Source organism: Desemzia sp. FAM 23990 (genome assembly GCF_045528485.1).
Classification (GTDB): Bacteria; Bacillota; Bacilli; order Lactobacillales; family Carnobacteriaceae; genus Desemzia.
On sequence record NZ_JBGQQW010000022.1, the window covers coordinates 22072 to 46681 of the forward strand.

Sequence of the window (24610 nt, forward strand, 5' to 3'; positions counted from 1 at the left end):
TTGATCTCTTTTACAATACATGATTTCCTTTTTGCTCTAAAAAGTCGCTAACCGTTTGGATTGCAAAGGGAATAGCTGATTCGTCAGGCGACATTTGAGGGTGATGCAATCCAAAAGGAGTGTCTACCCCCAACCAGAACATCGTTCCAGGAACCTTGTCTAATAAGTAACCGAAATCTTCTCCTGTCATGGCTGTTTCTGCTTCTTGAAAATGAACGCCTTCTTTGTTTTCCATAAATTCAATAAACTCAGCCGTTTCTTTGGGGGAATTGATGACCGGCAAGTAACCATACATATTTAAGTCCACATCTACTTTACACTGATAAGTCATTTCGATTCCTTTAGCAATTTCTCTGAACCTTTTTTGAACCATATAGCTCATATCTTTGGTCAAAGCTCGGATCGTTCCTTCAATGTTGGCATGGTCACTTATCACATTGCCGGCGGTTCCGCCATGAAATGATCCTAATGTCACTACTGCTCCTTCTATCGGATTGACATTGCGACTCACGATTGTTTGCACTTGATTGACAAACTGACTCGCGGCTACGATCATATCGTTTGTTGTTTGAGGATACGCTGCATGTCCTCCTACACCTTTAAAAGATACTTTTACATCACACGTAGAAGCAAAAAGAGTCCCCACTTTAGTAGAGATGGATCCTACAGGTTGATTAGGATCTACATGCAATGCATAAAATTCATCTGGCATCCAGTCGTTTAAAAAGCCTTTGTCATAATAAATTTTGGCTCCGCTAACTGTTTCTTCTGCTGGCTGAAAGAAGAACACTAAATGATCTTTAGTTGGGTGATCACTAAAATAAGACAATAACCCTAACGCAATAGACATATGTACGTCATGTCCACAGGCGTGCATTCTTCCTGCATGCGCTGATTCAAAAGCTAAATCTGTTTGTTCTACCACCGGCAGCCCATCGATATCCGTTCTCCAGCCAATGGTTCTTTTTCCTTCTGTTCCTCTGACACGCACCAAAATAGCTGTTTCATCTGTTTGTATTTCTAAATGCTCACTTGACAGCTGGTGGATAACGTTCAGTAAATATTCATATGTTTTGTACTCTTGCAGTCCTATTTCAGGAATCAAGTGCAAATCTCTTCTTATCTTAATAAATGGATCTAAGTTATTCATTAATGGCAATTCTCCTTGTTAAATCTTTTATATAAACGATAGGATCCTACTTTTTAAATAGACAGGCAAAACTTAAAAAAGCCCGCCTCTAATGAGGCGGTTATTTCGAAGTTTGGTTACATCTAAGGAATTAGTTCAGTATCGTCTCTTCTTTTTCGTGAACATCATAATGGTGTTCGAATTCATGCATCAAATGATTCACCGATTTCAATATTTCTCTTCTGGTAATAATACCTGAGAACTTATTCTCATTGTCTACCATACAAATAAAAGGATTATCTACAAGCAAGTGCAGCATATCTTCCAATTCATAATCCTCATCTAAAAGAGCGAAATCCGTTCTCATGACTTCCCCTACTTTCAGCACATCCAGCTGATCGTAGTGCATTTGACGAACCCCAGTGATAGCTTCCATAATAAGAGGGATTGAAATCAATCCTCTCACATGCGATTGTTTATCTAACACTACAATTACATTAAAACCGATTTTTGTTAACACGAGTAAAGCATGACTTAGATTATTTTCCATTTGTACATGAGCCACTTCACTAGCGGGGACTAAGAAATGGTCCTGATTTTCTAAAAACATCGCTTGGATTTTACTTCCAATCATTGATTGTTTCCTCCTATAAAGCACATTCTGCCCTTCATATTTTATAACAAAATGACACAAAATCCTATTTTTTCGAGTTAACTTTAGAAAATTTTAGAAAATTAGTTGTATTTACATTTAAAGACCATTTTCAGCTTCGCGTAAAATGCACCACTAAATCATCCAGTAGCTTATGTTCACGATCGTAGTAAGTAACAGTTACCTCTTTTTCTGCTATATCCATTATCGCATAAGTCTTAATATTGTATCTCCCCCTTGGTTGTAAAATACTTCCTGGATTCAACAAGATGATATTTCCTCTTTTTTCGACTCCTAGTTCATGAGAGTGTCCAAAAAAAGCAAAATTCGCATGGACTTCTTTGGCAGCCTTTAAAAGAGGGTTCATGGTAGATTTTACATCAAGAAAATGTCCGTGAGCCATAAAAAAACGTTCATTCTCAACATCTATCACTTGCTCCAATTTTAATTCCGTATCAAAATCCATATTTCCTTTCACCGTTACAAAAGAGTCCCAAATTTCATCTGTTGCTTCTAACTCAGAATCTCCACAATGAAACATCCGATCCATTTTATCCTGATACAATTCTTTTAATTCTACCAGCACATCTCTATCTCCATGGCTATCACTAACAACGAGTATTTTCATTACCTGATTCTCCTCATCTGTCGATATTCGAAACCCACTCATCCCATACTTTTTCCAATTCTTGTAAAGCTTTCGCACGATGACTGATCGCATTTTTCTCATCTTCTGTCATTTCTGCCATTGTTTTATCCTTATCGGCTACATAAAATAACGAATCGTAGCCAAATCCATTATCACCTCTAGGAATAGACAGTATTTGTCCTTCTACTTCCCCCTCGACCACTAAGCTTTCTTTTCCTGGAGCTGCTAATGCAAGTGTACAATGAAATTGAGCCGTTCGTTCTGCTGGCGGTATATGAGTCAATTCATGCAGCAACTTAGCATTGTTTGCAGCATCACTCTTCATTTCTCCAGCAAATCGTGCAGAATAAACACCCGGATTGCCATTAAGAAAATCTACTTTCAATCCAGAATCATCTGCCAGTACCATTATATTGAATTTTTCAGCAATCGTTTCAGCTTTTAACAACGCGTTCTCAGCAAATGTAACTCCTGTTTCTTCCACATCTGGAATTTCTGGATAATCCAACAATGTTTTAATCGTAAAACCTTTTGCAGCAAACAGACTCTCAAATTCAGAAGCTTTGCCTTTATTTCTAGTAGCAATAAGGATTTCTTTACTTGCTGTAGTTAACGGATAGTCTGTCAATTTATGATTCATTCGTTTGCCCTCTCTGATCGCTTTGTTTTGCAGCTTGATCAATTCTTTAATCCCTTTTTTTCCTAATTCCATCATTTCAAACATCTCATCTTGAGAAAAAGCTGTTTTTTCTCCGGTACCTTGAATTTCAGAGAATTTACCACTTGAGGTCATCACAAAATTCATATCTACCGCAGCAGCACTATCTTCAAGATAGTCTACGTCTAACACTATTTGATCATTTGTCAGCATACCAACACTTATGGCTGCAATATTCTCTGTAATTGGATTTTCTTTTAGTACTCCTTGATCCAACAATTGTTGGATGGCTAAATTCAAAGCCACAAAACCACCTGTGATACTAGCTGTTCTCGTTCCGCCGTCTGCTTGAATCACATCGCAATCGACCACGATCGAGCGTTCTCCTAATTTTTCTAAGTCTACCACTGAGCGTAAAGAACGGGCTATCAATCGTTGGATTTCCATCGTTCTCCCATTTATTTTACCTCTTGCGGCATCTCGTTGTTTTCTTTCTTGCGTAGCTCTGGGAAGCATACTATATTCTGCATGGACCCATCCACTATGCTGACCTCGTACAAAGCGAGGAACCTTATTTTCTACTGTTGCAGTACAGATAACTTTTGTTTTTCCAACTGAAATCAATACAGATCCTTCTGGATGGATCAAATAGTTGGGTTCAATAATGACTTCTCTCATATCATGTAGTTTTCTTCCATCTTTACGCATAAACAGACCCCTTTATTAACCTTCAAATGCTATTTTTTTATTAGTCCGCTGTACCTAATCGGATTTTTTCGACTTCTAAGTGGACTGCTCCCAGCCACTGAGAAGCGATGTCATGAAACATCTGCTTGGATCCTGTAGTATAAAATTTACGCTCACTTACGCTGTTTTTTTTGCTTTCTTCTGCTAAATTAAAGTAATCTAATATCGTACTCACTTCACTGATCGTCTCAGCACCAGAATCAATCAGCGTAACTTTTTCTCCCATCACATTTTGAATGATTGGACGCAATAAAGGATAATGTGTACATCCTAAGATCAAGGTATCTAATTGCTTATTTTTTAATGTTTTCAGCGTTTCAGCAACTACTTTTTTAGCAATCGCGCTTCTAAATTCATTACTTTCTACTAATGGCACAAATTTTGGACAAGCTAAACTAGTCACATTGACTTCTTTATCTTTAGAGCGGATCAAATTTTCGTACATTTTGCTTTTTACAGTTCCTTCTGTACCGATAATTCCTACCCGGTCATTTGCCGTAGCTTTAATAGCAGCTCGACTTCCTGGCAAAATCACGCCGATTACTGGAATAGCCAGTTTCTTTTTAATGTCTTCTAATGCAACCGCTGTAGCTGTGTTGCAAGCTATTACCAGCATCTTAATATCTTTGCTCAGCAAAAACTGAGTCATTTCCCAAGTAAACTGTAGGATTTGTTCTTGCGGCCTAGGACCATAAGGACAGCGAGCTGTATCTCCAACGTAATAAATAGATTCATTCGGCAATTGACGCATAGCTTCTTTTACAACCGTTAAACCGCCCACACCTGAATCTATAAAACCTATTGCTTGTTTTGTCATATTTTAACAACCTTTATATAAATTATACTGCTCTAGTGTTTATTGTCCCTTTTTTAACATAAAAATTCAAGTCTATATCGATTTCTTTAGGCAGTTATTTTTATTTTTTAGCTCTTTTCAATTGTTGAATTACTTTTGTCAATCTCTTCTTTTTTCCTTTCACCTGTATAAAAAAAAGTAGGCTTCTTATATCAATCCATGTATAATAATGAATGAAACTATTGAGGTGAAGACATTGGGAAAGAAATTAAATCGCGAAGAACTTAATCTTGATTCAGCAAATGTACCCGTTAATTTATTTGGTCATGAATTAATTCGATCTGAATTACTGACCAATCTATTAGGCAAAGATGCAGAATCGATTTTATATTGGGCTGGTAAAGAATTGGCTAGAAATCACCCTTTAACCAGTTATGAAGAGATCGTTCATTTTTTTGAACAAGCTTCTTTTGGTTCTCTTACTTGCACTAAAGAAAAACGGAGTTCTCATACATATATATTATCAGGCGAAATCATTGATTTGCGTTTAGCAAGCAAAGACTCTGTTTTCTCATTAGAAGCCGGCTTTTTAGCTGAACAGATGCAGCAGATAACTGAAATGTATACAGAAGCTTTTGCTGAAGTCATCAAAAATAAAGAAGTTGTCATCACCCTAAAATGGGATAAATCAGATTCAGTTGACAGCAACGAATAACCAAAAAATACCAGCAAAAGGCTTAACCTTCTGCTGGTATTTTTTCATCTCTTCCGTATACTATACTTTTTGTTGAGCTCTCATAGATTTAATAGATGTTTTCATCGTTTTAAACATACCTGCATCAGAATAAATCAAGACACTTGAGCGGTAAAGCAGCAGTGACAACCAAGTAGTCAACAGTACAAATACTATCAACACTACAATGGATATGATAACCCCTGTACTTGTGACCGTATCACTCGCAACTCTAAATGGCATAATAAATGATGTAAACAAAGGAATATACGAACCTATTTTTACAATTATATGGGTAGGATTATAAAAGGCAAACATTCCTGCGTAAAACCCTGCAAGTGATAAGAAGACGATTGGAGTAACAGCTTTTGAAACATCTTCTACTTTTGACACAAGAGAGCCTAGGAAAGCTGCGAGAATAGCGTAGAGAACGATTCCTAGGATAAAATAAGCTAACGACGTTCCCACTAATCCTTGGAAAATAGCAGAGATATCGATTCCTTGAAGCAAATCTTGGACAAAATTCAGTTGTAAAGCGATCAATCCCAGTACAACGTATATCGCGATTTGTGTAAAACAAATGAGTACAATCGCCACTAATTTCCCAAAGAAATGAACGGTTGAAGAAACACTGGACAGAATAACTTCCATGATTCGCGTTCCTTTTTCAGAAGCAATTTCTTCTCCAATAATGCTGGAATAGGTCATGATAAACATGAATACTGCAATCCCCACAGCATAAGCGCTCCCCATACGTAAAGCGTCTTCAGCACTCTCTGTTGTGGTGATTCCTCCACCTTCAAATTCAATCCGCGTTTGTTCAAGTGTTGCCGGTGTTAAAATACTGGCAATATCTTCTTGCGTCAACCCTAGATTTTCGGCTTGCTGAATCTGTTGAATCGAAGACAAAACCCCAGTTAGATAGTAAGTATCCACATCTTGGCTGTTTGGTGAGTAGACATAATTTCCTTGATACAATCCATTTTCTTCTTCTACGATTAGATAACCGTCTAGTTCTTCAGCTTCCATAGCGGTTTCCGCATCTTCAACCGTGGCAATAGCAGTGTTGACCTCAAATTGTTCTTCCTCAGCTTGAAAAATAGCTTGTACTTGTTGGTCATCTGATAGTACAGCAATCTCAGGTATTCCGCCATTTTCTGACTCAGAAACAAAATAAATGATAGCTGCAATGACTAACAAAATAATAATAGGTGCAAAAACCATTGATATAAAACCTAACGACTTGACATTTTTTCGATAAACTTCACCGACTATAACCCAAAATTTATTCACCCGGTTCACCAGCTTTCAATTTAAAAATTTCTTCTAATGTGGGAGGTTGTTGGCTAAAAGTTGGAATAAAGCCATCTTTCGTTACAACATCAAAAATCTGTTTCCCATACGAAGCATCTTCTAAATCCAATAAATAAACGCCCTCATTAGTGGTTTTGACACTTTTCACTCCGGGAAGTTCACTTAACTCTTGTTGACTCATAGGCGTTTCCAAGAATAGTTTTGTACGGCCAAATTGTTCTCGTATTTCTTTTACCGTGCCTTTCAAGACCACTGATCCATCACGCAGCATCAATAAATGATCGCAGATTTCCTCTACATTATTCATGTTGTGACTTGAAAAAATAACACAGGCCCCTTGTTGACGCAATTCTTTGATCCCTTCTTCTAAAATACCTGCATTCACCGGGTCTAATCCACTGAATGGTTCATCTAGAATAACTAATTTGGGTTCATGAAGTAACGTCGCGATCAATTGAACTTTTTGTTGATTCCCTTTAGACAACGATTTTACTTTATCCGTTTTTTTCCCTTTTACCTGAAATTTTTCCATCCACATATCGATCAGTGATTTTACTTCTTTTTTGCTTTTCCCGCGTAAACGACCAAAATAAATCAGCTGATCTTCAATCGTTACTTTAGGATACAATCCTCTTTCTTCCGGTAAATAACCAATAATATCATAATCAGCTTTTGTCAGCGGCTTTCCGTTCCATAAAATTTCTCCAGAATCTGACGTTAAAAAATCGAGAATCAAACGGAATGTAGTTGTTTTCCCAGCTCCATTCTGGCCGATCATTCCTAAAATCTCGCCTTCTTTAATTGTAAAGCTAACATCGTCAACGGCCGTCAATGGGCCAAATGTCTTTTTTAAATGTTTGGCTTCTAACATATTTTATTCCTCCATTCACTAAATTAAATCTTACCTATGTACATTTTCAATAGTAGCATACCTATTTAAGTTTCAAAAATATTTCCTATATTTTTTCATGATATCTGTCAAATATTTTGACCTTCATCATGAAGTTGGTTAGAATAAGATGAACTTAACTTATTTATCACAAGATTATTATTTAGAGGAGAATGCACATGGACAATCAACAGAAAGTTATGGATTCAAAAAGTGGCTTTCCACAATTTATGGCAAGTATCTATGCTTGGATGGCTGGAGGAATTTTGCTTAGTGCTTTAATGGTTTACTTATTACTTTATACTTATACGCCGATTGCTAACGCGTTTTGGAATTTGATGACCGCCACAAATGGAATGGCTTTTTATGGTTTCATTATTTTAGAATTAGTTTTGGTATTCAGTTTTCGCTTTAATCCCGAAAAAGTGAAAAGCCCAGCAAATTATGCTGTGAAATTTATTTTATATTCTATTGTGAACGGTATGACATTAACGCTCGTCTTATTAGCTTATACAACAGCTAGTATTCTAAATGCTTTCGTTTCTACATTTGCATTATTCGCTGTTATGAGTTTAATTGGTTTTGTAACTAAGAAGGATCTATCTTCATTAGGTGGAATCTTGATGAGCATGTTGCTTGGATTAATCATTGCTTCACTAGTAAATCTATTTTTCTTACAAAGTACTGCCGCTGATTTCATTCTTTCCATTATCACAGTTCTCATTTTTGTGGGTCTAACAGCCTATGATACGCAAAAATGTAAAAAAGTTTACAGTTACTATGGAGGAACAGCCCTTGCCAGCAGCGTGGCCATTGGATGCTCTCTAGAATTATACTTAGATTTCATTAATATTTTCTTAGCTATTTTGCGTATTTTTGGAAAACGCAGATAAATAAGAGCTAAAATCACTCATTAAAGCAAAAAAATAAAGGAAAGGGAAAAATCCCTTCCTTTATTTTTTTGCATATTAGCGCCATGCTCTGCTCTCTGGTTTCAAACGAGCTGCGCAAAGCAGACCATACGCCTATAAATTCATCCCCAACTGTCAGGAAAGTACCTCTGGCTGTTAGGGATGAGTTTATATTCGATGGTCTAAACGCTTTGCTCCGCTCTCTGCTTTTAAACGAGCTGCGCATGGCAGCTCTCTCTACCAAAACACTCAAGGCGACTGTTAGGAAAAACCACCTAACTGTCGTCGCCTTGGGTGGTTTGTCCGGTGAGCTGAACGCCATGCTCCGCTCTCTATAAATAATATAAATTTTCTGATGGGTAAGCTGGGTCGCTAGTGACGTCAATGCCTAATTTCCGCAAAACTTGTTCGTCGTCGCTGTTCAGCATCACTGTAGAATGAGCTTGCACTCCATTTAATTGAGCTAATTTGCTGTAAGCCAATTGAGCCATTGGGTTGGTCACGGCACTGATGGCTAATGCGATCAGTATTTCACTGGCTTTCAAAGTCGGCAGTTTACTGTGCAGATCATTTTTTTTCATATTTTGAATGGTCTCTAAAATCATTGGCGATAATAAATGGATGTCGTCTGAAATATTCGCCAATTCTTTGATCGAATTTAGAATGGCTGCTGAACTAGAATCCATCAAAGGCGTAGTTCTTCCTGTAATTACTCTGCCATCTTGCAACTCAAAAGCAATGACAGCTTGTATATCATTGGTATCTGAATGTTTTTTAACTTTTTCTGCATATCTGCGAGCTGGTCCCACAGGAACACGATCTAATTGTTTTAATTCTACTTCTTCCATAATCAGCTTCATCCGATTCAAGACTTCTTCATCCGCCAGACCTTTTTTAAAATCGGCTTCCGTCGCAAAGCTTCTGCGGATAATTTCTTGTTTAGAGGCTTCTTTTACTACCTCATCATCAATGATCCCAAATCCAACTCGGTTGACACCCATATCGGTTGGAGATTGAAAAACAGATTCTTTTCCAGTAATTTTTTCAATGATTCGTTTGATAACAGGGAACGTTTCTAGATCCCGATTGTAATTTACCGCAATTTCATTATATTTTTCATAGTGAAAGTTATCAATCATATTGACATCTTTTAAATCTACCGTAGCTGCTTCATAAGCAATATTTAAAGGGTGTTTCAAAGGGACATTCCACACTGGAAAAGTCTCAAATTTAGAATAGCCGGCTATTTTCCCGTGACGACGTTCATGATACAACTGATTCAAGCTGGTTGCTAATTTCCCACTTCCTGGGCCTGGTGCCGTAACTACCACGATCGGTTTAGTTGTGGGGATATAAGTATTTTTCCCAAATCCTTCTTCGCTGACGATCACATCTAAATTGGATGGATACCCTTCAATGGATTCATGAGTATAGACTTTGATGTCTCTTCGCTCCAATTTGTTGATGAACATCTTTGTAGACGGCTGACCATGGTATCGTGTAATAACCACACTATTTACTTCCAATTCATATTCTCTCAATTCATCGATCAAACGGAAGACATCCATATCATACGTAATACCGTAATCGCCCCGAATTTTATTGCGTTCAATATCTCCAGCATAAACACAAATAATAATTTCAGATTTATCTTTCAACTTTTGCAGCAACTTGATTTTTGCATCTTCATCAAATCCAGGCAAGACACGCTTAGCATGCTTATCCCCAATCAATTTACCACCAAACTCTAAGTATAACTTATCGTAATTATTCACTCGTTCTAAGATATATTTTGTTTGCTCCTCGATATATTTTTGCGGATCAAATCCTAATTTTTCCATATAAACCCTCCATATATTATCCACTCAATCCTCTTTATATTGTGAAGACTGGATTACTTGTGTACTATCGCTATTTTCTCCAAAAATAAAAAATAGAGCTTTTTTATCAGCTCTAATTTATACGCATCTCGAAAACTCGGTTTTCTATACGTTTTAACCTTACCTTATTTTCAACTATTCATAAAAACCGATTTTATCGCCCTTATCTATTATAGTATCTTTAGCTGAAGATTCAATGATTTTTTAAAAAAGATATAGCGAACAAATTAAATAATCCAGCACGATTTATAGATCATGAGCAAACTGTTGAAAAGACAACTTGCCCTCTCCATGTTCAGATTCTCCGTGGCCTCGAGTATCTAATGCAATCACAGTATAAAAATGACTAAAAAAAAGTTATTTGGTGTTGAAAAACAGAAGAACTTTCTCCATTTCCATGCAGCAACAACAAAGGCAGTCCTTTTCCCGACACGCAACAGTATAATTCCCATTATCTGTTGGAATATAAAGTGATTTCATGACTCTTCTCCTTTTTCACACAGTATAAAGTATCTCTTGTCACGTTCCAAACAAAAAAATCCCGTTATGAACAAGTACATTTGTTCATAACAGGATTCTTCTCCTTTAGAAAATCAAAAGTTCACGTTTAAAACGATCTCGTTTAAGATAGTCGATTTCTCTCCCTTTTTATGCACGAAAATAGCCCGTTCTGGAGATAATGCATTTAAATCACTAATAGACAATTGATTTCTACGCAACACATACTCCAATGGACAATCCAATTGACCGTCTGCATTTTCAATCAAATCTTCCGCGCATACAGTTAATGTCCGCGTCACTTTATTTCCTTCAAAAATCATCTCATATTTATCTACAGCTTCATCTAATACTTGTTCATTCATAGCTTGACGCCTCCCATAATACTAAAAAAATGAGAAATTTGAATTTTGACTGTTTTACCATTCTTCTCTGCATGCTTATAACCTTTAATTACCTGTTTCCTATGTACCGAAACAGAAAAAACGTCCTTTTTTGACGGTGTCTTTTCAACAAACGAACAGTACGAAAGATGGTGTTTCTATGGATTTATCATTTTTATGAACCAATTATAGCAAATTAGTATAGAAAGTATACTTTTTTTTAGAGACGTATTAATTTTGTCACAAATATATGGACAATTCTTTTCGAAATTTATATTCAAGGTCAATTTTAATAAATACTGATTAATAGTACTATGCTATAGAATTCCTTACAGTCCAATATATCTAAATTCTTCATCATCTAAGGTTGGTAGAAAATCTAAGTTGCTTAAATACTAACTTCTCGAAATTTATGGAGGGATCAAGATTACTGGTAGCCATGTAAAGGCTGCAAGCAAGGAGGCGCTAGTGGCATGTACCTATCCTTGTCTGTTCTCCGCTTCGATGCACATACCGTATCCGTACGTAGCTAAAGATCTAATGCTTCGGCACCCTCCAAGCAGCCCTATGGCTCTCACCCAATAACCTCGTTTCCTTCAGTGCTTTCCTCACCAACGCCATAAAATAGGTAGCCTTTATTATATCATCGACTAAACAAAAAAACGCTCTCGACTAATGAATGAACGGCTCATTAGTAAGAGCGGATTTGCTTTATAGATATTTGATCCTAATGGGATAAGACAATTTTATAAAATTGTCATTGGAAATGATTCTATTTTTATTTTTTTGCAGTTTTTCAATTATTATTCTATTCCTTTTTGATAGTAAATAGGCTCTGTTATTTGAAAGTCAGTGGCTTTAATCCAAGCAAGTATTTGTTCTCCAAGAATACCTGCCATACTGGAAGAAGCAAGTATTTGTTCTTTTGTGATGTGATTGACATGAACCCCAGAAGTGATAACGCAATGCCCTGGAATTTCTTCTTTGATCAGTAAAGCAATTTTTTTGCTAAGACATCATCTTTATGAAAACGCCCTGAATGGCTGGGAAATCGGATAGTTTCTAATTCCGATTCTTGGGTAAAGGTAGTAATGGTACCAATATGAGGGGTCTCCCCTCCAGTAATCGAAATAATCAGATCTTTTCCAATTACTTTTACACTAGCTTGCATAGAATAATTTTCCATAGTAGTATGAAAGTATTTCTCTTCCACTGCCATGCTTATTCTCCTTTCCAACGCCCTCCAGTAGTATTCTCAATTCCTAATGAATCTAAAATTTTCATAGAATGATGATCAACTAAATCTTGGATCGTTTTGGGTTGATTATAAAAAGCAGGAATAGGTGGAATAATTTGAACACCCAATTTTGCTAATCTAGTTAAATTTTCTAGATGAATTGCACTCAATGGCGTTTCTCTAGGTACCAATATTAATTTGCGTTGCTCTTTCAAAGTTACATCCGCTGCACGAGTAATTAAGTTATCACCCAATCCAAGGGAAATAGCGGCTACTGTCCTCATACTAGCAGGTATAATGACCATGCCATCAGTTAAGAAAGATCCGCTCGCAATTGCAGCACCCAAATCATTCACAGAGTAATGATAATCAAATAAATCTCTCATTTCACGTAAAGTCATATCTGATTCCTGTCTTAAATTTTCACCAGCCCAAGTACTGATCACTCCATGAGTCTCCACATCAGGAATCTCTTTTAGTTTTTTAATTAAGTCAACTGCATAAATCATTGCAGAAGCTCCACTTACACCAATCACTATTCTTTTTTTACGATTCACTATAAAAAGTCACTTCTTTCATTGATTTAAAAACAGTCTACATATCGTTAATTTATTACATTTTATTTTTGTGATAATTCTACAAATTTAAAATTATTCTCTTACTTAAGGTATTTTTCCCAATCTTCAACTTCTTTGAATTGAGCTCGTACAAATATTTCTTTCATATCAAATGGTACAGTACCATCAAGAATAGTCTTAGAACTCATACCACGGAACCGAATCGTTGACGGATTGTATTGAGGTAACTCGGATGGATCTAATGGATGATTACGCATGCCTGAAAGGACCATAATATCTTTATCTCCTTGGAAACGCGTATTTAATGTCCACATAACATCATTCATGTCGAAAATGTCTACATCATCATCAACTAAAATAACGGTTTTTAATTCTTTAAAAGCAGAAAAAGCTAAGATAGCCGCTTGACGTTGAATTCCTTCATCTGCCTCAGTTTCTTTATGAATTTGTATAATTGACATGAATTTACCGCCTCCAGCAGGAGGATTGTATACGTTCGTTACTTTTCCAGGAATAGCTTTATCGACTAATCCAAGAATACTTGCTTCAGTAGGGATTCCAGCCATTGAAACGTGTTCTTCACTGGGTCCGATCGTTGTTTGCATGATTGGGTTATCTTTTCTATGTGTAACAGCTTTAACTTTAACGACGTTCACTGCTGGATTTGCATCCCCGTTATAACCAGGAAATTCAGGCATAGCATGACCTGTTTGAGTGTTAATATCTTCTTGCATTCTTACATTCGGCATAATCTCAGCTTCAATAACAAATTCAGAGCGAGCAATGCTCACTTCGTCAACAACCACACCATCCACAATCTGAACCGGTTCGTTGCGCAAAGCTCCTGCTACCCATAATTCATTGTATCCAAGCGGTGTTGTGGGTGGTTCAAAAGTCGTTCCAATGCTGATGGCCGGATCTAAACCAATATTAATCGTAATAGGCATAGGTTTGTTCAATTTTTCAAATTGCTCTTGGAAATGTCCAATATGACGACCTCCTGGCATAACATACATACCGATTGTGTCTTCATCTTCTAATACCATACGGTGAATCGTTACATCACTCATTGTTTTTTCTGGGTCTGAGCCTAAGACAACCCCCATAGTGATATAAGGACCAGCATCATATTCTGTATTTGTTGGCGCTGGAATAATTTTACGTATATCAAATCCTGGATCAGTTGCTAAGTGTACAACCTCTTGAGCAGGGGCTTCTTCTTTAGAAATTTTTACTGGTTTAACAGGATTTTCAACAGATTTTTGCAATAGTTTACCTAATGTTTTGTAATCATGGTGGAAAATTTCTCCAACACGTTTCCTACTAGCCATGATACCAATAGTTACTCGTTTACCAGGAAAGTTTTTGATATTATTGAACATCATAGTGGGTCCTTCTTGTGTAGGTCGTTGTACTGTCCCGCCAGCACCGATGTAACGATACACTCCAGACAGCTCTGCTTCTGGATCAATTTCAATATCTGTTTCATGGTATTGTTCATCTATATTTTTTAATTCTTCGAGAACTTTACGTAAATCATATGGTTGATTTGATAACATTAAAAATTCCTCCTTGTTTTGACTACAGGTTAATTCTAGAGTCCAAGGAGGATAAATACAATTCTACTTCGTAAGTCAATTATTCCATAATGGAATATAGTTTAAACAACTATTCATTCTGCATCATTTTGCAAATAATACCAAAAGAGTTCTGAAGCCAATGCATGTTCTCCATTTCTTCTTATAAATGACAAATAAGTCGTTTTATTTGGTGTAATAGGAACTATCACAACCTTATCTGTTAATAAATTGGTCACCGTTTTTTCCATCACAATTGATACCCCAAATTCGTTAGAAACCATGTTCATAATGAGGTCAATTCTAGTTCCTTTATACGTAATATTAGGATGGAAGCCCACTTGATGACATAAGTCAATAACCGGTTCGTAAAGATTCGTCTCTTTTCCTAACAAAAGAAAGTTATCATTTTGCAACTGAGATAAATGAATGTTATTTTTTCTTGCTAAAGTATGCTGTTCAGGCAGGAGCGCGACAAATTGATCTTTCTCAGTCATAATCGTTTCAAAATTCCCTGCTAATGGACTGAAAGTTCTTGCAAAAACGATTGTGCTGTTCCCGTCCCATGGAAAAGGAACTAATGCAGCACTTTCAGATTCTTTTAATTGGACTTGGATTTCAGGATGTTGCTTCACAAAATCAGTTAACCTTGAAAAGCCTTCATAATTCGGCATGGTAGGAATGGAATAAACAGTTAACATTAAATTTCTTTCCGTTTCATACTCCCTTAGGGTTTCTTTTAAAGAGTAATATTGTTCCACAACTTTTTTAGCATAAGGCAATGCTAATTTTCCCGCTTCTGTTAATTCAATTGTACGATGTGACCGGTGAAATAATTTAACAGCCAATTCTTTTTCTAAAGCTATAATTTGTTTAGAGACATTTCCTTGAGTTGTATATTGTCGTTCAGCTGTTTCTGTGTAATTTTGTGTTTTTGTCAAATCAATAAAAATCTCTAATTTCTGAATTTCCCCTTTTAATCCTTCCTTACTATTCCATTTAAGAATACTGTACCAAAAATTTGAATTGGTATGAGAAATATAAGTTGCTAGAATAAATTCGCATTAAATTTTTTGTGGTGGATTAAGATAATTTGTCATTAAGGTCTACCATACATTTTTTCGAGAGGAGTTTTATTTTTATGCCAACAGGAGTTATTATCAATGCATTGTCAGTTTTACTTGGGGGTTTAGCCGGCGGCTTTTTAGGAGATAAACTGTCAGAGAAATTTAAAACAGAAATCACTATGATTTTTGGAGTTTGCTCAATGGGGATGGGAATTTTTTCTATTGCACCCATGAAGTATATGCCGGCAGTTATTTTTGCCTTAGTGATTGGGACTGGAATTGGTTTAGCTGTACATTTGGGAAACTACATCAATCAAGGGGCAATGTTGATGCAACGCCCTATTTCCAAGTTATTTCCAAATGATAAGCACGGAATGTCACAAGATGAATTCATCAGTACACTAATTACAGTAATTGTACTCTTTTGTGCTAGCGGTACTGGTATCTATGGTAGTTTAGATTCTGGCATGACCGGTGACAGTTCAATTTTGATTGCAAAATCGATTCTTGATTTTTTTACTGCTGCTATTTTTGCTTGTAATTTAGGCTATGTCGTTTCAATTATAGCTATTCCACAATTTATTTTCTTTTATATCTTGTTTTTATTAGCAACAATCATCTTCCCATTAACTACACCTGATATGATTCTAGACTTTAAAGCTTGCGGTGGTTTTTTGATATTGGCTACTGGTTTTCGGATGATCAAAATAAAGATGTTTCCAGTTGCTGACATGATTCCCGCAATGATCCTTATCATGCCCTTAAGCTGGGTCTGGGTAAATTGGGTTTTACCATTACTTTAGAATGGGGAAAAAGCCCACAACCTTGTCTTCTTAATTAAGACTGTATTTTTGAACGTGTTCTAAAAGCTTGAAACATGCCTACAAATAGAACTCCAATTATGACAAAAAAATCTCATAATTGGAGTTCTATTTGTATTCAGTGGTCAAACCACTTTTGCATAACTCTAATATGGTTAAAGTAATAAACATACTACTTTATTATTCTCGGATGTTTCTTCCATTTATTTAGTATACGTTTTTTTCACAAACTCTAATGCGTTATAGGCCGTTATTTCATGTTGCTCAACGGCTGATATAACGGCTTTACCATCTCCAGCTTGATTACCATAATTTCCAAACTGAGCATGGTTACCGCCCTCTATAACAATTTCTGTTAATTTGCGCAACTCACTAAATGCTTCTAAGTAGGAATCCATATTTAATACTTCATCATTGGTCCCATAAATAGAAAGTGAATCTAGTGATGTCTGAGATAATTCTCCTGCTGGATAAGAAGCTAAAAAGATAACTCCTCTTAAAAGTGAAGAGTGATCTTCTGCAAATGAAGATGCCATAACTCCGCCTAGAGAATGGCCTGAGACATACCAGTTACTGATATTTTCATTTTCTTGTATTACTTTACCTGCCGCTTGACTATCAAAAACCGCCAAGTTAAACGGCATTTTCAGCAAATAAACTTCTATTCCCTTTTCTGCTATGCGCTGCATCAAAGGCGCATAAGCTTCTTCTTCTACTTTTCCGCCTTGATAAAATACTAATCCAGCATCGTATAGGTTTTCGTTTGGTTTGAACAGGAAATAATCCTCAGTCTTTACCACTTCCACTTGATTTGTAGTGGATAGAGCTTCAATGGCTCTTTCTTCTGGTTCATAAGCTGAAGAAACATACCAGGTAAAAGCTGCACTTAAAATCAGCACCAGCACTCCTACAATGATCAGTCCTGTTTTTAATTTTTTCTGTTTCATTCGGCAACGACTCCTTTTTGTTCATATTAGGATTTCTTAGAACAGCATAGCATTTTAGCCGCTAAAATAACGGTTCTTCATCTTCTAATGTTGGTAAAGAAATTTCCTTTTTCACCCATTTGGTGCATGAAAAAAAAACCTTTCTGTTAATGTAGATTTTGATAAAAATACAAAACAGAGGGGTTCTATATGTCAAATTCAGGTGATAATCGTTTAAGTTTCAACAAAAAATATTCAAATTTCTTCAAAAAATGAAGAATTATCTTCCTATGGTGGACTCATTCTAATACGTGAATTCCTTGAAAAGATTCATTTTGACCAATTGACAAAGAAAAATGTGTACTTTGAAGATAATCGAAAATACTTTCCCCATTCAAAAGACACAACTTTTCTTCAATTACTGTATCAAATCATTTCAGGTTATAAGGCGGATAGCACAGCCAATTCCTTGCGGCATGATTCCATTTGTAAGCTCATCTTAAATGAAGATGAAGGAAGTTCACAGTCGACTATCTCTCGGCTTCTTTCAGAAGCAACAGAAAAAATACTGGAATAACTGTTACTCATCAAGGCAACTTGCTCCTTGATGTTCAAACACTATTCTTCATCAAGGAAACTTGCTCCTTGATGTTCAAATACCATTCTTCATCAAGGCAGTTTGCTCCTTGATGTTCAAACACCATTCTTCATCAAGGCAGTTTGCTCCTTGATGTTCAAACACCATTCTTCATCAAGGCAGTTTGCTCCTTGATGTTCAAACACCATTCTTCATCAAGGCAGTTTGCTCCTTGATGTTCAAACACTATTCTTCATCAAGGAAACTTCTTCCTTGATGTTCAAACACCATTTTTCATCAAGGAAATTTTCTCCTTGATGCTCAAACACCATTTTTCATCAAAGAAACTTGCTACTTGTTGTTCAAACACCATTCTTCATCAAGGAAACTTCTTCCTTGATGTTCAAACACCATTTTTCATCAAGGCAGTTTGCTCCTTGATGTCCAAACACCATTTTTCATCAAGGAAACTTCCTCCTTGATGTTCAACGCTCATTCTTCATCATCATGGTTTACTTCTAGGTACTCTACGCCCCAAATGGATGAATAAACACGAGTTTTGAGTATCAACTCATAAAACTATGAATTATTCAGAACCGACATCACATATTGTAGAACCAAAATAACTTGCTTAAAAGCTAAGAAAAAGAAGCTAGGTTCTATACCTAACTTCCTTCAAAAATCGTTTATTTGTGTTTTTCCAACACTTCTTCAATTTGCTCTTTGCTGTGGTAGCCGATCAATTTATCTACTACTTCGCCATTTTTTTTCACTAGTAATGTTGGGATACTCATAATTCCAAATGAAGCTGGAATTTGAGGGTTTGCGTCTACGTCCATTTTAACAAATTTTACTTCATCGCCGATTTCTTCGTCTAATTCATCTAAGACTGGAGATTGCATACGGCATGGCCCACACCAAGTTGCCCAAAAATCTGTTACTGATAAGCCATCTTTTGTTTCTGTTTCAAAAGTTGCATCTGTTACTGCTTGTACCATAGTTGAATTCCTCCTATAAATTTCCTTACTACATTCACTTAACTTATAAATAGTAAGTTCTAGTTATTCATATTATAACAAACTCTAAAATAAATTTCTACCCTTATGCTCTAATTTTTGAATTCTACAATTGTTGCACCATTTCCACCTTGATTGGCGGGAGCATAACTAAATCCTTTAACCGATGGATGCCGTTTTAAGGCCTCTGTTACACCTTTACGCAATGCTCCGGTGCCTTTCCCGTGGACGATGGTTACTTGCGGGTAATTAGCTAATAGCGCCGAATCCAAGTATTGATCCATTCGGGCTAATGCATTTTCATATCGTTCGCCTCGCAGATCCAATTGAGGAGATACATGACTTTGACTAGCTGATTTTAAGGAGGTCATTTTACGAGCCGGTTCTTTTTCAGGAGCTGTCAATACTAGATCACTTTCATCTAGTTTCATCTTCAACATCCCCATTTGAACAACCCATTGTTTATCGCCAGCTTTTTCAACGATCGTTCCTTTTTGTCCGAATGATTGAACTTTAACGTCATCTCCTGGTTTCAAGGATTGTTTAGCCTTTTCTTTTTTCAAGACTTTGTTCTTGGCTAGTGCTTCTTCGTGTTTTAAATTTGCTAAACGAGTCTTCGCATCAATAAATTCATGTTCTTTTACAGAACCGTCAAATCCGCTTTCCACTTGTTTATTACGCAAGTCAGCAATGACTTTTTCAGCTTCTTCTTGTGCTTCTTCAATGGTTTGATTGGCTTTAAGTCTAGCTTTCTTCACTAATTCATCTCGCTCGTGCCAAAAGTCTTGAACAGCAGTTTTTAGATCTTGTAATAAAGCATCGGCTTCATCGACGTGTTCTCTTACTTCTTGGTATTCCATTTCTGTCATCTTACGGGTATTTTCTAGATCAGCAATCATTTCATTCAGGTTTTGCGTTTCTCCATCAATTAAGTGACGAGCATTTTGAATGATGTCTGGACTCAGACCCAATCGCTTAGAAATCTCAAAAGCATTACTTCTACCAGGAACACCAAACAGCAAACGATATGTTGGACTCAATGTATCTACATCAAATTCCATACTCGCATTGATCGTTTTAGCATGGTTGTATCCATAAACTTTTAATTCCGGATAATGAGAGGTTACCATAACAGAGCTGCCAATTGAACCAATTTGATCTAAAATCGCAATGGCTAAAGCTGCTCCTTCTTGTGGATCCGTCCCAGCGCCTAGTTCGTCTAAAATAATCAAACTCTTATCGTCCATTTTTCTCAATATCGAAACGATATTCGTCATATGAGAAGAAAAAGTACTTAAACTTTGTTCAATGGATTGCTCGTCGCCAATATCCGCGAATACTTCATGAAAAATACCGATTTGACTTTCTTCAGCTGCAGGAATTTGTAACCCTGACTGCCCCATTAATTGAAGTAACCCTAAAGTTTTCAAAATAACGGTCTTCCCACCAGTATTCGGACCGGTAATAACGACAGCTTGATACTCACCCCCAATAAAGATATCATTTGCTACTACAGCATCTTGATCCAACAAAGGATGGCGTGCACTGTATAACTTCACTTCATTTTCTGAATGAATCTCTGGTCTGACTGCCTGGATACTTTTCGCATAACTTGCTTTAGCACCAATAAAGTCTAGCTGAGCAAGCAACTGCATATTATTAGTGATTTCCTTACTGTATGGTGCAATCTCATTAGATAATTCCGCTAAGATGCGATCTACTTCATGTCTTTCTTCTATTTGCAATTGTCGCAAACGGTTGTTTAATTCCACCACTGCTTTCGGCTCAATAAACAAGGTCTGTCCTGTTGAACTTTGATCGTGCACGACACCACCAAAATATCCTCGGTATTCTTGCTTCACAGGAACTACATATCGGTCATTTCGAATAGTAATCAAGGCATCACTTAAGTACTTGGCACTTTTTCCCCGAATAACCGATTCTAATTTTTCACGAACTGCATTCTCCCCTTTTTTGATTCCCGTTCGAATGCCTCTTAGAGCAGTACTAGCATCATCCAAAACATGTCCATCTTCATTCACTGTAGAGCGAATACGTTGATTTAACTGCGGTGTAGTAACAAATTGTTGTGTGATGTCATACAACCGATAAAATTCAATTCCCGTTTCTTCCAAATCATCAAAAAAACGGCGGATCTCAGTCGTTGTCGTCAATATTTTTCCTATTTGGGAAATTTCTACACCGTTCAAGGAAGCACCAATATCCAATCTTTTCAGATGAGGTCGAACATTCTCCAATCTGGGTATCGGCATCCTTCCGCGTAACCGTTCAATCTGCACACCATCAGCTGTTTCATCTTGCCATTGCTGCACCGCTTCCAAAGATTGGGAAGGTTTCAAGTCTAATACTAATTCTTTTCCCAGACTAGAAGATGCATGAAAAGCTAATTCTTGAATGATTTTTTGAAATTCTAATGTTTTTAATATTTTTTGATTCATGTTTTCACCTCGTTTAAGCTGTTTCTTCTCTTTTTGTTCAAAAACAGTCATCCATACGCCAAGAAATCGTTTCTGCTGTATCGAAGAAACGATTTCTTTTTTTCTATCAAATTAGACATCCTATTAAATGATGGTACTTACCCACCAATTGTAAATCTGGTTGGATAGTGCTGGTGTATTCTCCACGATCATTCTCGCTAAAGCACTATTGGCAAATTGTTCTTGGATAAAATCAATAGGAAGCATCGTTAGAACGAACAATACTAAAAAGATACCTACATAAGAAACAATTCCACTCAATACAGCCCCGCCGATTGAATTTGCCTGTTTAACGATAGGCAGGAATTTAACCCCTTGAGCTAAACCACCTATAAAACGTGTTAATAACCAGCCAATAAATAAAATCAGCAAGAAAGATATCCCATGATAAAAGGCCTCATCCAATTGTAATCCTAATGCGCTATTGTAAAACACAAAAGAATCGTTGAGTGACGCTGATGGATAAGGAATCATCAATTGCAAATATTCGCTTAATGCTAGGTAATATTTTCCAGCAAAATAATAAGAGGCTAGAAAACCTAACGAAAGAATCAATTGTAATACCAAACCTCTTCTTGCTCCGCTATATATACCAATCAATAAAAAAACAATGATTCCAATGGTCATCCACATACTTTTTGCTCACCCTTTTATTGTTCGTTCAATTCTTTTTGTTGAACAGTCTCTATTTGTTGTTTAAGAAGTTGCATTTCTTCTTCCATACTCTGCATTTTGATCTGCATCTCGATTTGATCTGAAACCGCATTAACAGCTGCCAACACAGCTCTTCGCTCCGGATCTAATCCTTTAGTTAATTGTTCGATTTGCTTTAATTGTTCATCCAGTGTTTTTTCCACGACTTGCAGATGTTTTACCGAGCGTGCCCCGATAATGGTATACTCTTTGCCTGCTATCGTTGCTTTATACCGTATTTTATCTTTAGACACTGCACACCCTCCTAGTTAAGCACATTTCATTTTATTTTAACATGAAATGAATGTAAAATGTAGGTTTTTGAAAAAAAACCAGGAATTGAAGCATAGCGCTTCTTCCTGGTAATTGAACTTACTATATTTTTGGATTCTAAACGATACAAAGGGGCAATAAATTTATTCACCAGAGTCTAATCGCTTCTGAGCAAAAATCATTTCGATATAGTCTTTTAGCTGGCTCCAATTGCGGTTGTTCGGAGAGTAGGTAACACCGATAACTGGTATGTCTTCGTCTAGTTGCAGTTTGATTTCTGCTACCTCATGATCAGTGACGATTAGTTCGATCCCATCTTCAGGAAAATTTTCCTCGGTTAAAAGAAAACTTTTGAATGTATAAGGGAACCGCACATCAATTATTTCTTTTAAATATCTCTCATGATATAGTCCAAATTGAGAGAGAATAAGCGTATTGATTCTCCTGCGTTTTTTCAAAATTTCAGATGTCAAATTTTCCCAAGTAGAAATGAGAATATAGAAAAAATCAGTAGTATCCGATAAAACGACTCTTCCCCATTTTGTATCTTTAGACTTATGCAGTAACCTTTGGGCTGTTCCCAAAAAACAATCATAAGTCCCTTCATTATTTAAAACACTAAGTTTATTATTACCTACCAGCGAATAGTTTAGTCCTTTAAACTCTAGTTTATAAATATATTGACTAAAGAGACGGTTCTTAAGCTCCTGTTTATTTACTAAAAAAACAGACGCTTCTTTAGATAGCGCTTCCAAAAAAAACTCAATATCATTGTACACACCCAATAATTCAGGGTTAGTTTGTATTGCTTCCTGTTTAAAATTTAAGTAACGGCTTTCCAAAAAAAAGCTGATCATCGTGACATCTGCTATAGTTATCTCAAATGGCAAATGATAGGTAGATTCAAACATAAAGTCTTTTATCCGTTTTGATATTGGAATCATAGTTTGAAAATTTTCTTCGACATGGTATCCTTGCGACAAACGCTCAAAGTAAAGAATAAGCCAAAGAGTGATTTTACTGATCAAAGTAACCGATAGAGAAAGATCCATTTTTTCTTTAAATGCTTTGACCAATTCATAAGCTTCTTTTTTATAGGCGTAATCTAACTTTAGAAAAGAACTTCCGTATTCTTCCCAGAACAATACCCCATAAAAAAATAAAATGTGTTTTTCGCTTCCGCTTATACGAATCGGCTTCTGTTGAATGTCTAGATTATACTTCTTTAGAACAGCTCTTACTTGTTCAATACTTCTTTTAATAGAAGACGTACTCGTATAAAGCGCATCAGCATATTCTTCTAAAGTATGACAAGACTCAGAAAAGAGTAGATTGATAAACTGGACATTTAAACATTCGTGCATAATTTGTTGATAAAAGCTGTCCATATAAAAAGTATCTTGCACAATTAAACGAACACCATTTTGTTTGGAGGTTTCAAAATCTAATTCATTTGAAAAAGAAAGTCGAAAATAGTTGATGTCAGACTTTACTGTACTTTCGGAGCAAGAAAGTTGTTCAGCAATCTTTTCAATTTTCCGCCAATCTTTATTTTGAATCAGACATTCAATCAAATTGAGCCTTCTTAAACTACTTGAATCTAATAATTCACGCAAGATGCTCACCTCATTCAATTAAGTTAAGTTACGTTAGATTTAACATTATTATACCATAACGTGTCTAATTGTAGGTTCAGTTTTCTAACTTCCTAACACAAAAAAACTGCTTATGAGGATAAGCAGTTTTTTTGTGCATAAGATGATGACGTAGAGCGAGGTAGTTTGTCTGCTTCTCCTAGAAAGGAAGCGAAGAGAGGCGTTTGGTTCTTCTGTTGTCTTTTTTATCCTTTGAGATTTTGATAAGTAAAAAAATACTTCCTTAAAGTTGCTATTCATTACTGACTAATTTGTGACAAAAATAAGGCAGCAGAACAACTATTTTAAAGAACTTTACTCTTCAAGAATCAAAATAGATGTTTTTATCATATATGACATTTTTAAACGAATATTTAAAAGTTTTTTTTATATTTATTAAGTCCAATGAATTTACGAGTGGCACAGTGCAGGGCAATTGACAGAGAGTATTGTAGGTAAGAAACCTTTACTTGC

At 36.2% G+C, this 24610-nt stretch carries 22 protein-coding genes and 1 pseudogene; 4 read left to right on the plus strand and 19 right to left on the minus strand.

From position 1 onward, the window contains the following. Window positions 1–10: 10 nt before the first annotated feature. The 5 genes from ACEN4I_RS09460 to racE form a co-directional block, all read right to left on the minus strand. The gene (locus ACEN4I_RS09460; RefSeq protein WP_407095641.1) at window positions 11–1150 is read right to left on the minus strand and encodes an N-acetyldiaminopimelate deacetylase; all 1140 of its coding nucleotides are present in this window, start codon (window positions 1148–1150) and stop codon (window positions 11–13) included. A 130-nt stretch (window positions 1151–1280) separates the two neighbouring features. Then, window positions 1281–1763 (minus strand): cyclic-di-AMP-binding protein CbpB, encoded by a 483-nt coding sequence (gene cbpB, locus ACEN4I_RS09465; protein WP_407095640.1) that lies wholly within the window; start codon window positions 1761–1763, stop codon window positions 1281–1283. A 130-nt stretch (window positions 1764–1893) separates the two neighbouring features. Further along, window positions 1894–2409, minus strand: a complete 516-nt coding sequence (locus ACEN4I_RS09470) for a metallophosphoesterase (RefSeq protein WP_407095639.1) — start codon at window positions 2407–2409, stop codon at window positions 1894–1896. Window positions 2410–2422: 13 nt separating this feature from the next. Continuing rightward, on the minus strand, window positions 2423–3796 hold the full coding sequence (gene rph, locus ACEN4I_RS09475) for a ribonuclease PH (RefSeq protein WP_407095638.1): 1374 nt from the start codon (window positions 3794–3796) through the stop codon (window positions 2423–2425). A gap of 40 nt (window positions 3797–3836) precedes the next feature. Then, window positions 3837–4652 (minus strand): glutamate racemase, encoded by an 816-nt coding sequence (gene racE / locus ACEN4I_RS09480; RefSeq protein ID WP_407095637.1) that lies wholly within the window; start codon window positions 4650–4652, stop codon window positions 3837–3839. A gap of 235 nt (window positions 4653–4887) precedes the next feature. Between racE and ACEN4I_RS09485 the strand changes: the two genes are divergently transcribed. Beyond that, window positions 4888–5346 carry a YslB family protein gene (locus ACEN4I_RS09485; protein ID WP_407126110.1) on the plus strand — a complete coding sequence of 153 codons (459 nt, stop codon included), beginning with the start codon at window positions 4888–4890 and terminating at the stop codon, window positions 5344–5346. A gap of 60 nt (window positions 5347–5406) precedes the next feature. On the opposite strand, the gene ACEN4I_RS09490 is transcribed toward ACEN4I_RS09485, so the two are convergent. Next, window positions 5407–6657, minus strand: coding sequence for an ABC transporter permease (locus ACEN4I_RS09490; protein WP_407102780.1), 1251 nt, complete (start codon window positions 6655–6657; stop codon window positions 5407–5409). Next, window positions 6650–7549: an ABC transporter ATP-binding protein gene (locus tag ACEN4I_RS09495; RefSeq protein WP_407102779.1), complete on the minus strand. Its 900-nt coding sequence runs from the start codon at window positions 7547–7549 to the stop codon at window positions 6650–6652. Before ACEN4I_RS09495 ends, ACEN4I_RS09490 begins: the two co-directional genes overlap by 8 nt. A 197-nt stretch (window positions 7550–7746) precedes the next feature. Here ACEN4I_RS09495 and ACEN4I_RS09500 point away from each other — a divergent pair, with 197 nt between their 5' ends. Further along, window positions 7747–8460, plus strand: coding sequence for a Bax inhibitor-1/YccA family protein (locus ACEN4I_RS09500; protein ID WP_407095633.1), 714 nt, complete (start codon window positions 7747–7749; stop codon window positions 8458–8460). A gap of 350 nt (window positions 8461–8810) precedes the next feature. Here the strand turns inward: ACEN4I_RS09500 and ACEN4I_RS09505 are convergent, their stop codons facing one another. The 6 genes and pseudogenes from ACEN4I_RS09505 to ACEN4I_RS09530 form a co-directional block, all read right to left on the minus strand. Then, a complete protein-coding gene (locus tag ACEN4I_RS09505; RefSeq protein ID WP_407102778.1) occupies window positions 8811–10319 on the minus strand; it encodes a DUF1846 domain-containing protein in 1509 nt (502 codons plus the stop codon). Between the two features lie 632 nt (window positions 10320–10951). Beyond that, window positions 10952–11221 (minus strand): hypothetical protein, encoded by a 270-nt coding sequence (locus ACEN4I_RS09510; RefSeq protein WP_407095631.1) that lies wholly within the window; start codon window positions 11219–11221, stop codon window positions 10952–10954. Window positions 11222–12042: 821 nt separating this feature from the next. Next, window positions 12043–12458 (minus strand): annotated as a pseudogene (locus ACEN4I_RS09515) (amino acid decarboxylase). A gap of 2 nt (window positions 12459–12460) precedes the next feature. After that, window positions 12461–13036: a UbiX family flavin prenyltransferase gene (locus ACEN4I_RS09520; RefSeq protein WP_407095780.1), complete on the minus strand. Its 576-nt coding sequence runs from the start codon at window positions 13034–13036 to the stop codon at window positions 12461–12463. Window positions 13037–13134: 98 nt separating this feature from the next. Then, the gene (locus ACEN4I_RS09525) at window positions 13135–14613 is read right to left on the minus strand and encodes a UbiD family decarboxylase (RefSeq protein ID WP_407102777.1); all 1479 of its coding nucleotides are present in this window, start codon (window positions 14611–14613) and stop codon (window positions 13135–13137) included. A gap of 113 nt (window positions 14614–14726) precedes the next feature. After that, on the minus strand, window positions 14727–15638 hold the full coding sequence (locus ACEN4I_RS09530) for a LysR family transcriptional regulator (RefSeq protein WP_407095779.1): 912 nt from the start codon (window positions 15636–15638) through the stop codon (window positions 14727–14729). 134 nt (window positions 15639–15772) lie between these two features. On the opposite strand from ACEN4I_RS09530, the gene ACEN4I_RS09535 reads away from it, so the two are divergent. Then, complete coding sequence (locus ACEN4I_RS09535; RefSeq protein WP_407102776.1) at window positions 15773–16501, plus strand: DUF554 domain-containing protein; 729 nt, start codon at window positions 15773–15775, stop codon at window positions 16499–16501. Window positions 16502–16722: 221 nt separating this feature from the next. Here ACEN4I_RS09535 and ACEN4I_RS09540 read toward each other — a convergent pair whose 3' ends face one another. Next, window positions 16723–17466, minus strand: coding sequence for an alpha/beta hydrolase (locus ACEN4I_RS09540; protein WP_407102775.1), 744 nt, complete (start codon window positions 17464–17466; stop codon window positions 16723–16725). A 232-nt stretch (window positions 17467–17698) separates the two neighbouring features. Here ACEN4I_RS09540 and ACEN4I_RS09545 point away from each other — a divergent pair, with 232 nt between their 5' ends. After that, complete coding sequence (locus ACEN4I_RS09545) at window positions 17699–18022, plus strand: transposase (RefSeq protein ID WP_407102790.1); 324 nt, start codon at window positions 17699–17701, stop codon at window positions 18020–18022. 686 nt (window positions 18023–18708) lie between these two features. Here the strand turns inward: ACEN4I_RS09545 and trxA are convergent. The 5 genes from trxA to ACEN4I_RS09570 all read right to left on the minus strand — a co-directional run bounded on the left by trxA (window position 18709) and on the right by ACEN4I_RS09570 (window position 24118). Then, on the minus strand, window positions 18709–19020 hold the full coding sequence (gene trxA, locus ACEN4I_RS09550; protein WP_407095627.1) for a thioredoxin: 312 nt from the start codon (window positions 19018–19020) through the stop codon (window positions 18709–18711). A gap of 110 nt (window positions 19021–19130) precedes the next feature. Then, window positions 19131–21497, minus strand: a complete 2367-nt coding sequence (locus ACEN4I_RS09555; protein ID WP_407095626.1) for an endonuclease MutS2 — start codon at window positions 21495–21497, stop codon at window positions 19131–19133. A gap of 123 nt (window positions 21498–21620) precedes the next feature. Next, entirely contained in the window at window positions 21621–22169 is a 549-nt protein-coding gene (locus tag ACEN4I_RS09560; protein WP_407095625.1) for a CvpA family protein, read from the minus strand. 17 nt (window positions 22170–22186) lie between these two features. Continuing rightward, window positions 22187–22483, minus strand: coding sequence for a cell division protein ZapA (locus ACEN4I_RS09565; protein WP_407095624.1), 297 nt, complete (start codon window positions 22481–22483; stop codon window positions 22187–22189). 162 nt (window positions 22484–22645) lie between these two features. Next, entirely contained in the window at window positions 22646–24118 is a 1473-nt protein-coding gene (locus tag ACEN4I_RS09570) for a helix-turn-helix domain-containing protein (RefSeq protein ID WP_407095623.1), read from the minus strand. Between the last annotated feature and the right edge of the window lie 492 nt (window positions 24119–24610).

What these genes read in the sequence shown, in the direction of transcription:
- ACEN4I_RS09510 (WP_407095631.1), bottom strand. Translation starts at nt 11,221, where the DNA reads ATGAATGAACAAGTATTAGATGAAGCTGTAGATAAATATGAGATGATT.
- ACEN4I_RS09500 (WP_407095633.1), top strand. Translation starts at nt 7,747, where the DNA reads ATGGACAATCAACAGAAAGTTATGGATTCAAAAAGTGGCTTTCCACAA.
- ACEN4I_RS09555 (WP_407095626.1), bottom strand. Translation starts at nt 21,497, where the DNA reads ATGAATCAAAAAATATTAAAAACATTAGAATTTCAAAAAATCATTCAA.
- ACEN4I_RS09540 (WP_407102775.1), bottom strand. Translation starts at nt 17,466, where the DNA reads ATGAAACAGAAAAAATTAAAAACAGGACTGATCATTGTAGGAGTGCTG.
- rph (WP_407095638.1), bottom strand. Translation starts at nt 3,796, where the DNA reads ATGCGTAAAGATGGAAGAAAACTACATGATATGAGAGAAGTCATTATT.
- ACEN4I_RS09495 (WP_407102779.1), bottom strand. Translation starts at nt 7,549, where the DNA reads ATGTTAGAAGCCAAACATTTAAAAAAGACATTTGGCCCATTGACGGCC.
- ACEN4I_RS09525 (WP_407102777.1), bottom strand. Translation starts at nt 14,613, where the DNA reads ATGTTATCAAATCAACCATATGATTTACGTAAAGTTCTCGAAGAATTA.
- ACEN4I_RS09560 (WP_407095625.1), bottom strand. Translation starts at nt 22,169, where the DNA reads ATGTGGATGACCATTGGAATCATTGTTTTTTTATTGATTGGTATATAT.
- ACEN4I_RS09505 (WP_407102778.1), bottom strand. Translation starts at nt 10,319, where the DNA reads ATGGAAAAATTAGGATTTGATCCGCAAAAATATATCGAGGAGCAAACA.
- ACEN4I_RS09470 (WP_407095639.1), bottom strand. Translation starts at nt 2,409, where the DNA reads ATGAAAATACTCGTTGTTAGTGATAGCCATGGAGATAGAGATGTGCTG.
- ACEN4I_RS09535 (WP_407102776.1), top strand. Translation starts at nt 15,773, where the DNA reads ATGCCAACAGGAGTTATTATCAATGCATTGTCAGTTTTACTTGGGGGT.
- racE (WP_407095637.1), bottom strand. Translation starts at nt 4,652, where the DNA reads ATGACAAAACAAGCAATAGGTTTTATAGATTCAGGTGTGGGCGGTTTA.
- ACEN4I_RS09460 (WP_407095641.1), bottom strand. Translation starts at nt 1,150, where the DNA reads ATGAATAACTTAGATCCATTTATTAAGATAAGAAGAGATTTGCACTTG.
- trxA (WP_407095627.1), bottom strand. Translation starts at nt 19,020, where the DNA reads ATGGTACAAGCAGTAACAGATGCAACTTTTGAAACAGAAACAAAAGAT.
- cbpB (WP_407095640.1), bottom strand. Translation starts at nt 1,763, where the DNA reads ATGATTGGAAGTAAAATCCAAGCGATGTTTTTAGAAAATCAGGACCAT.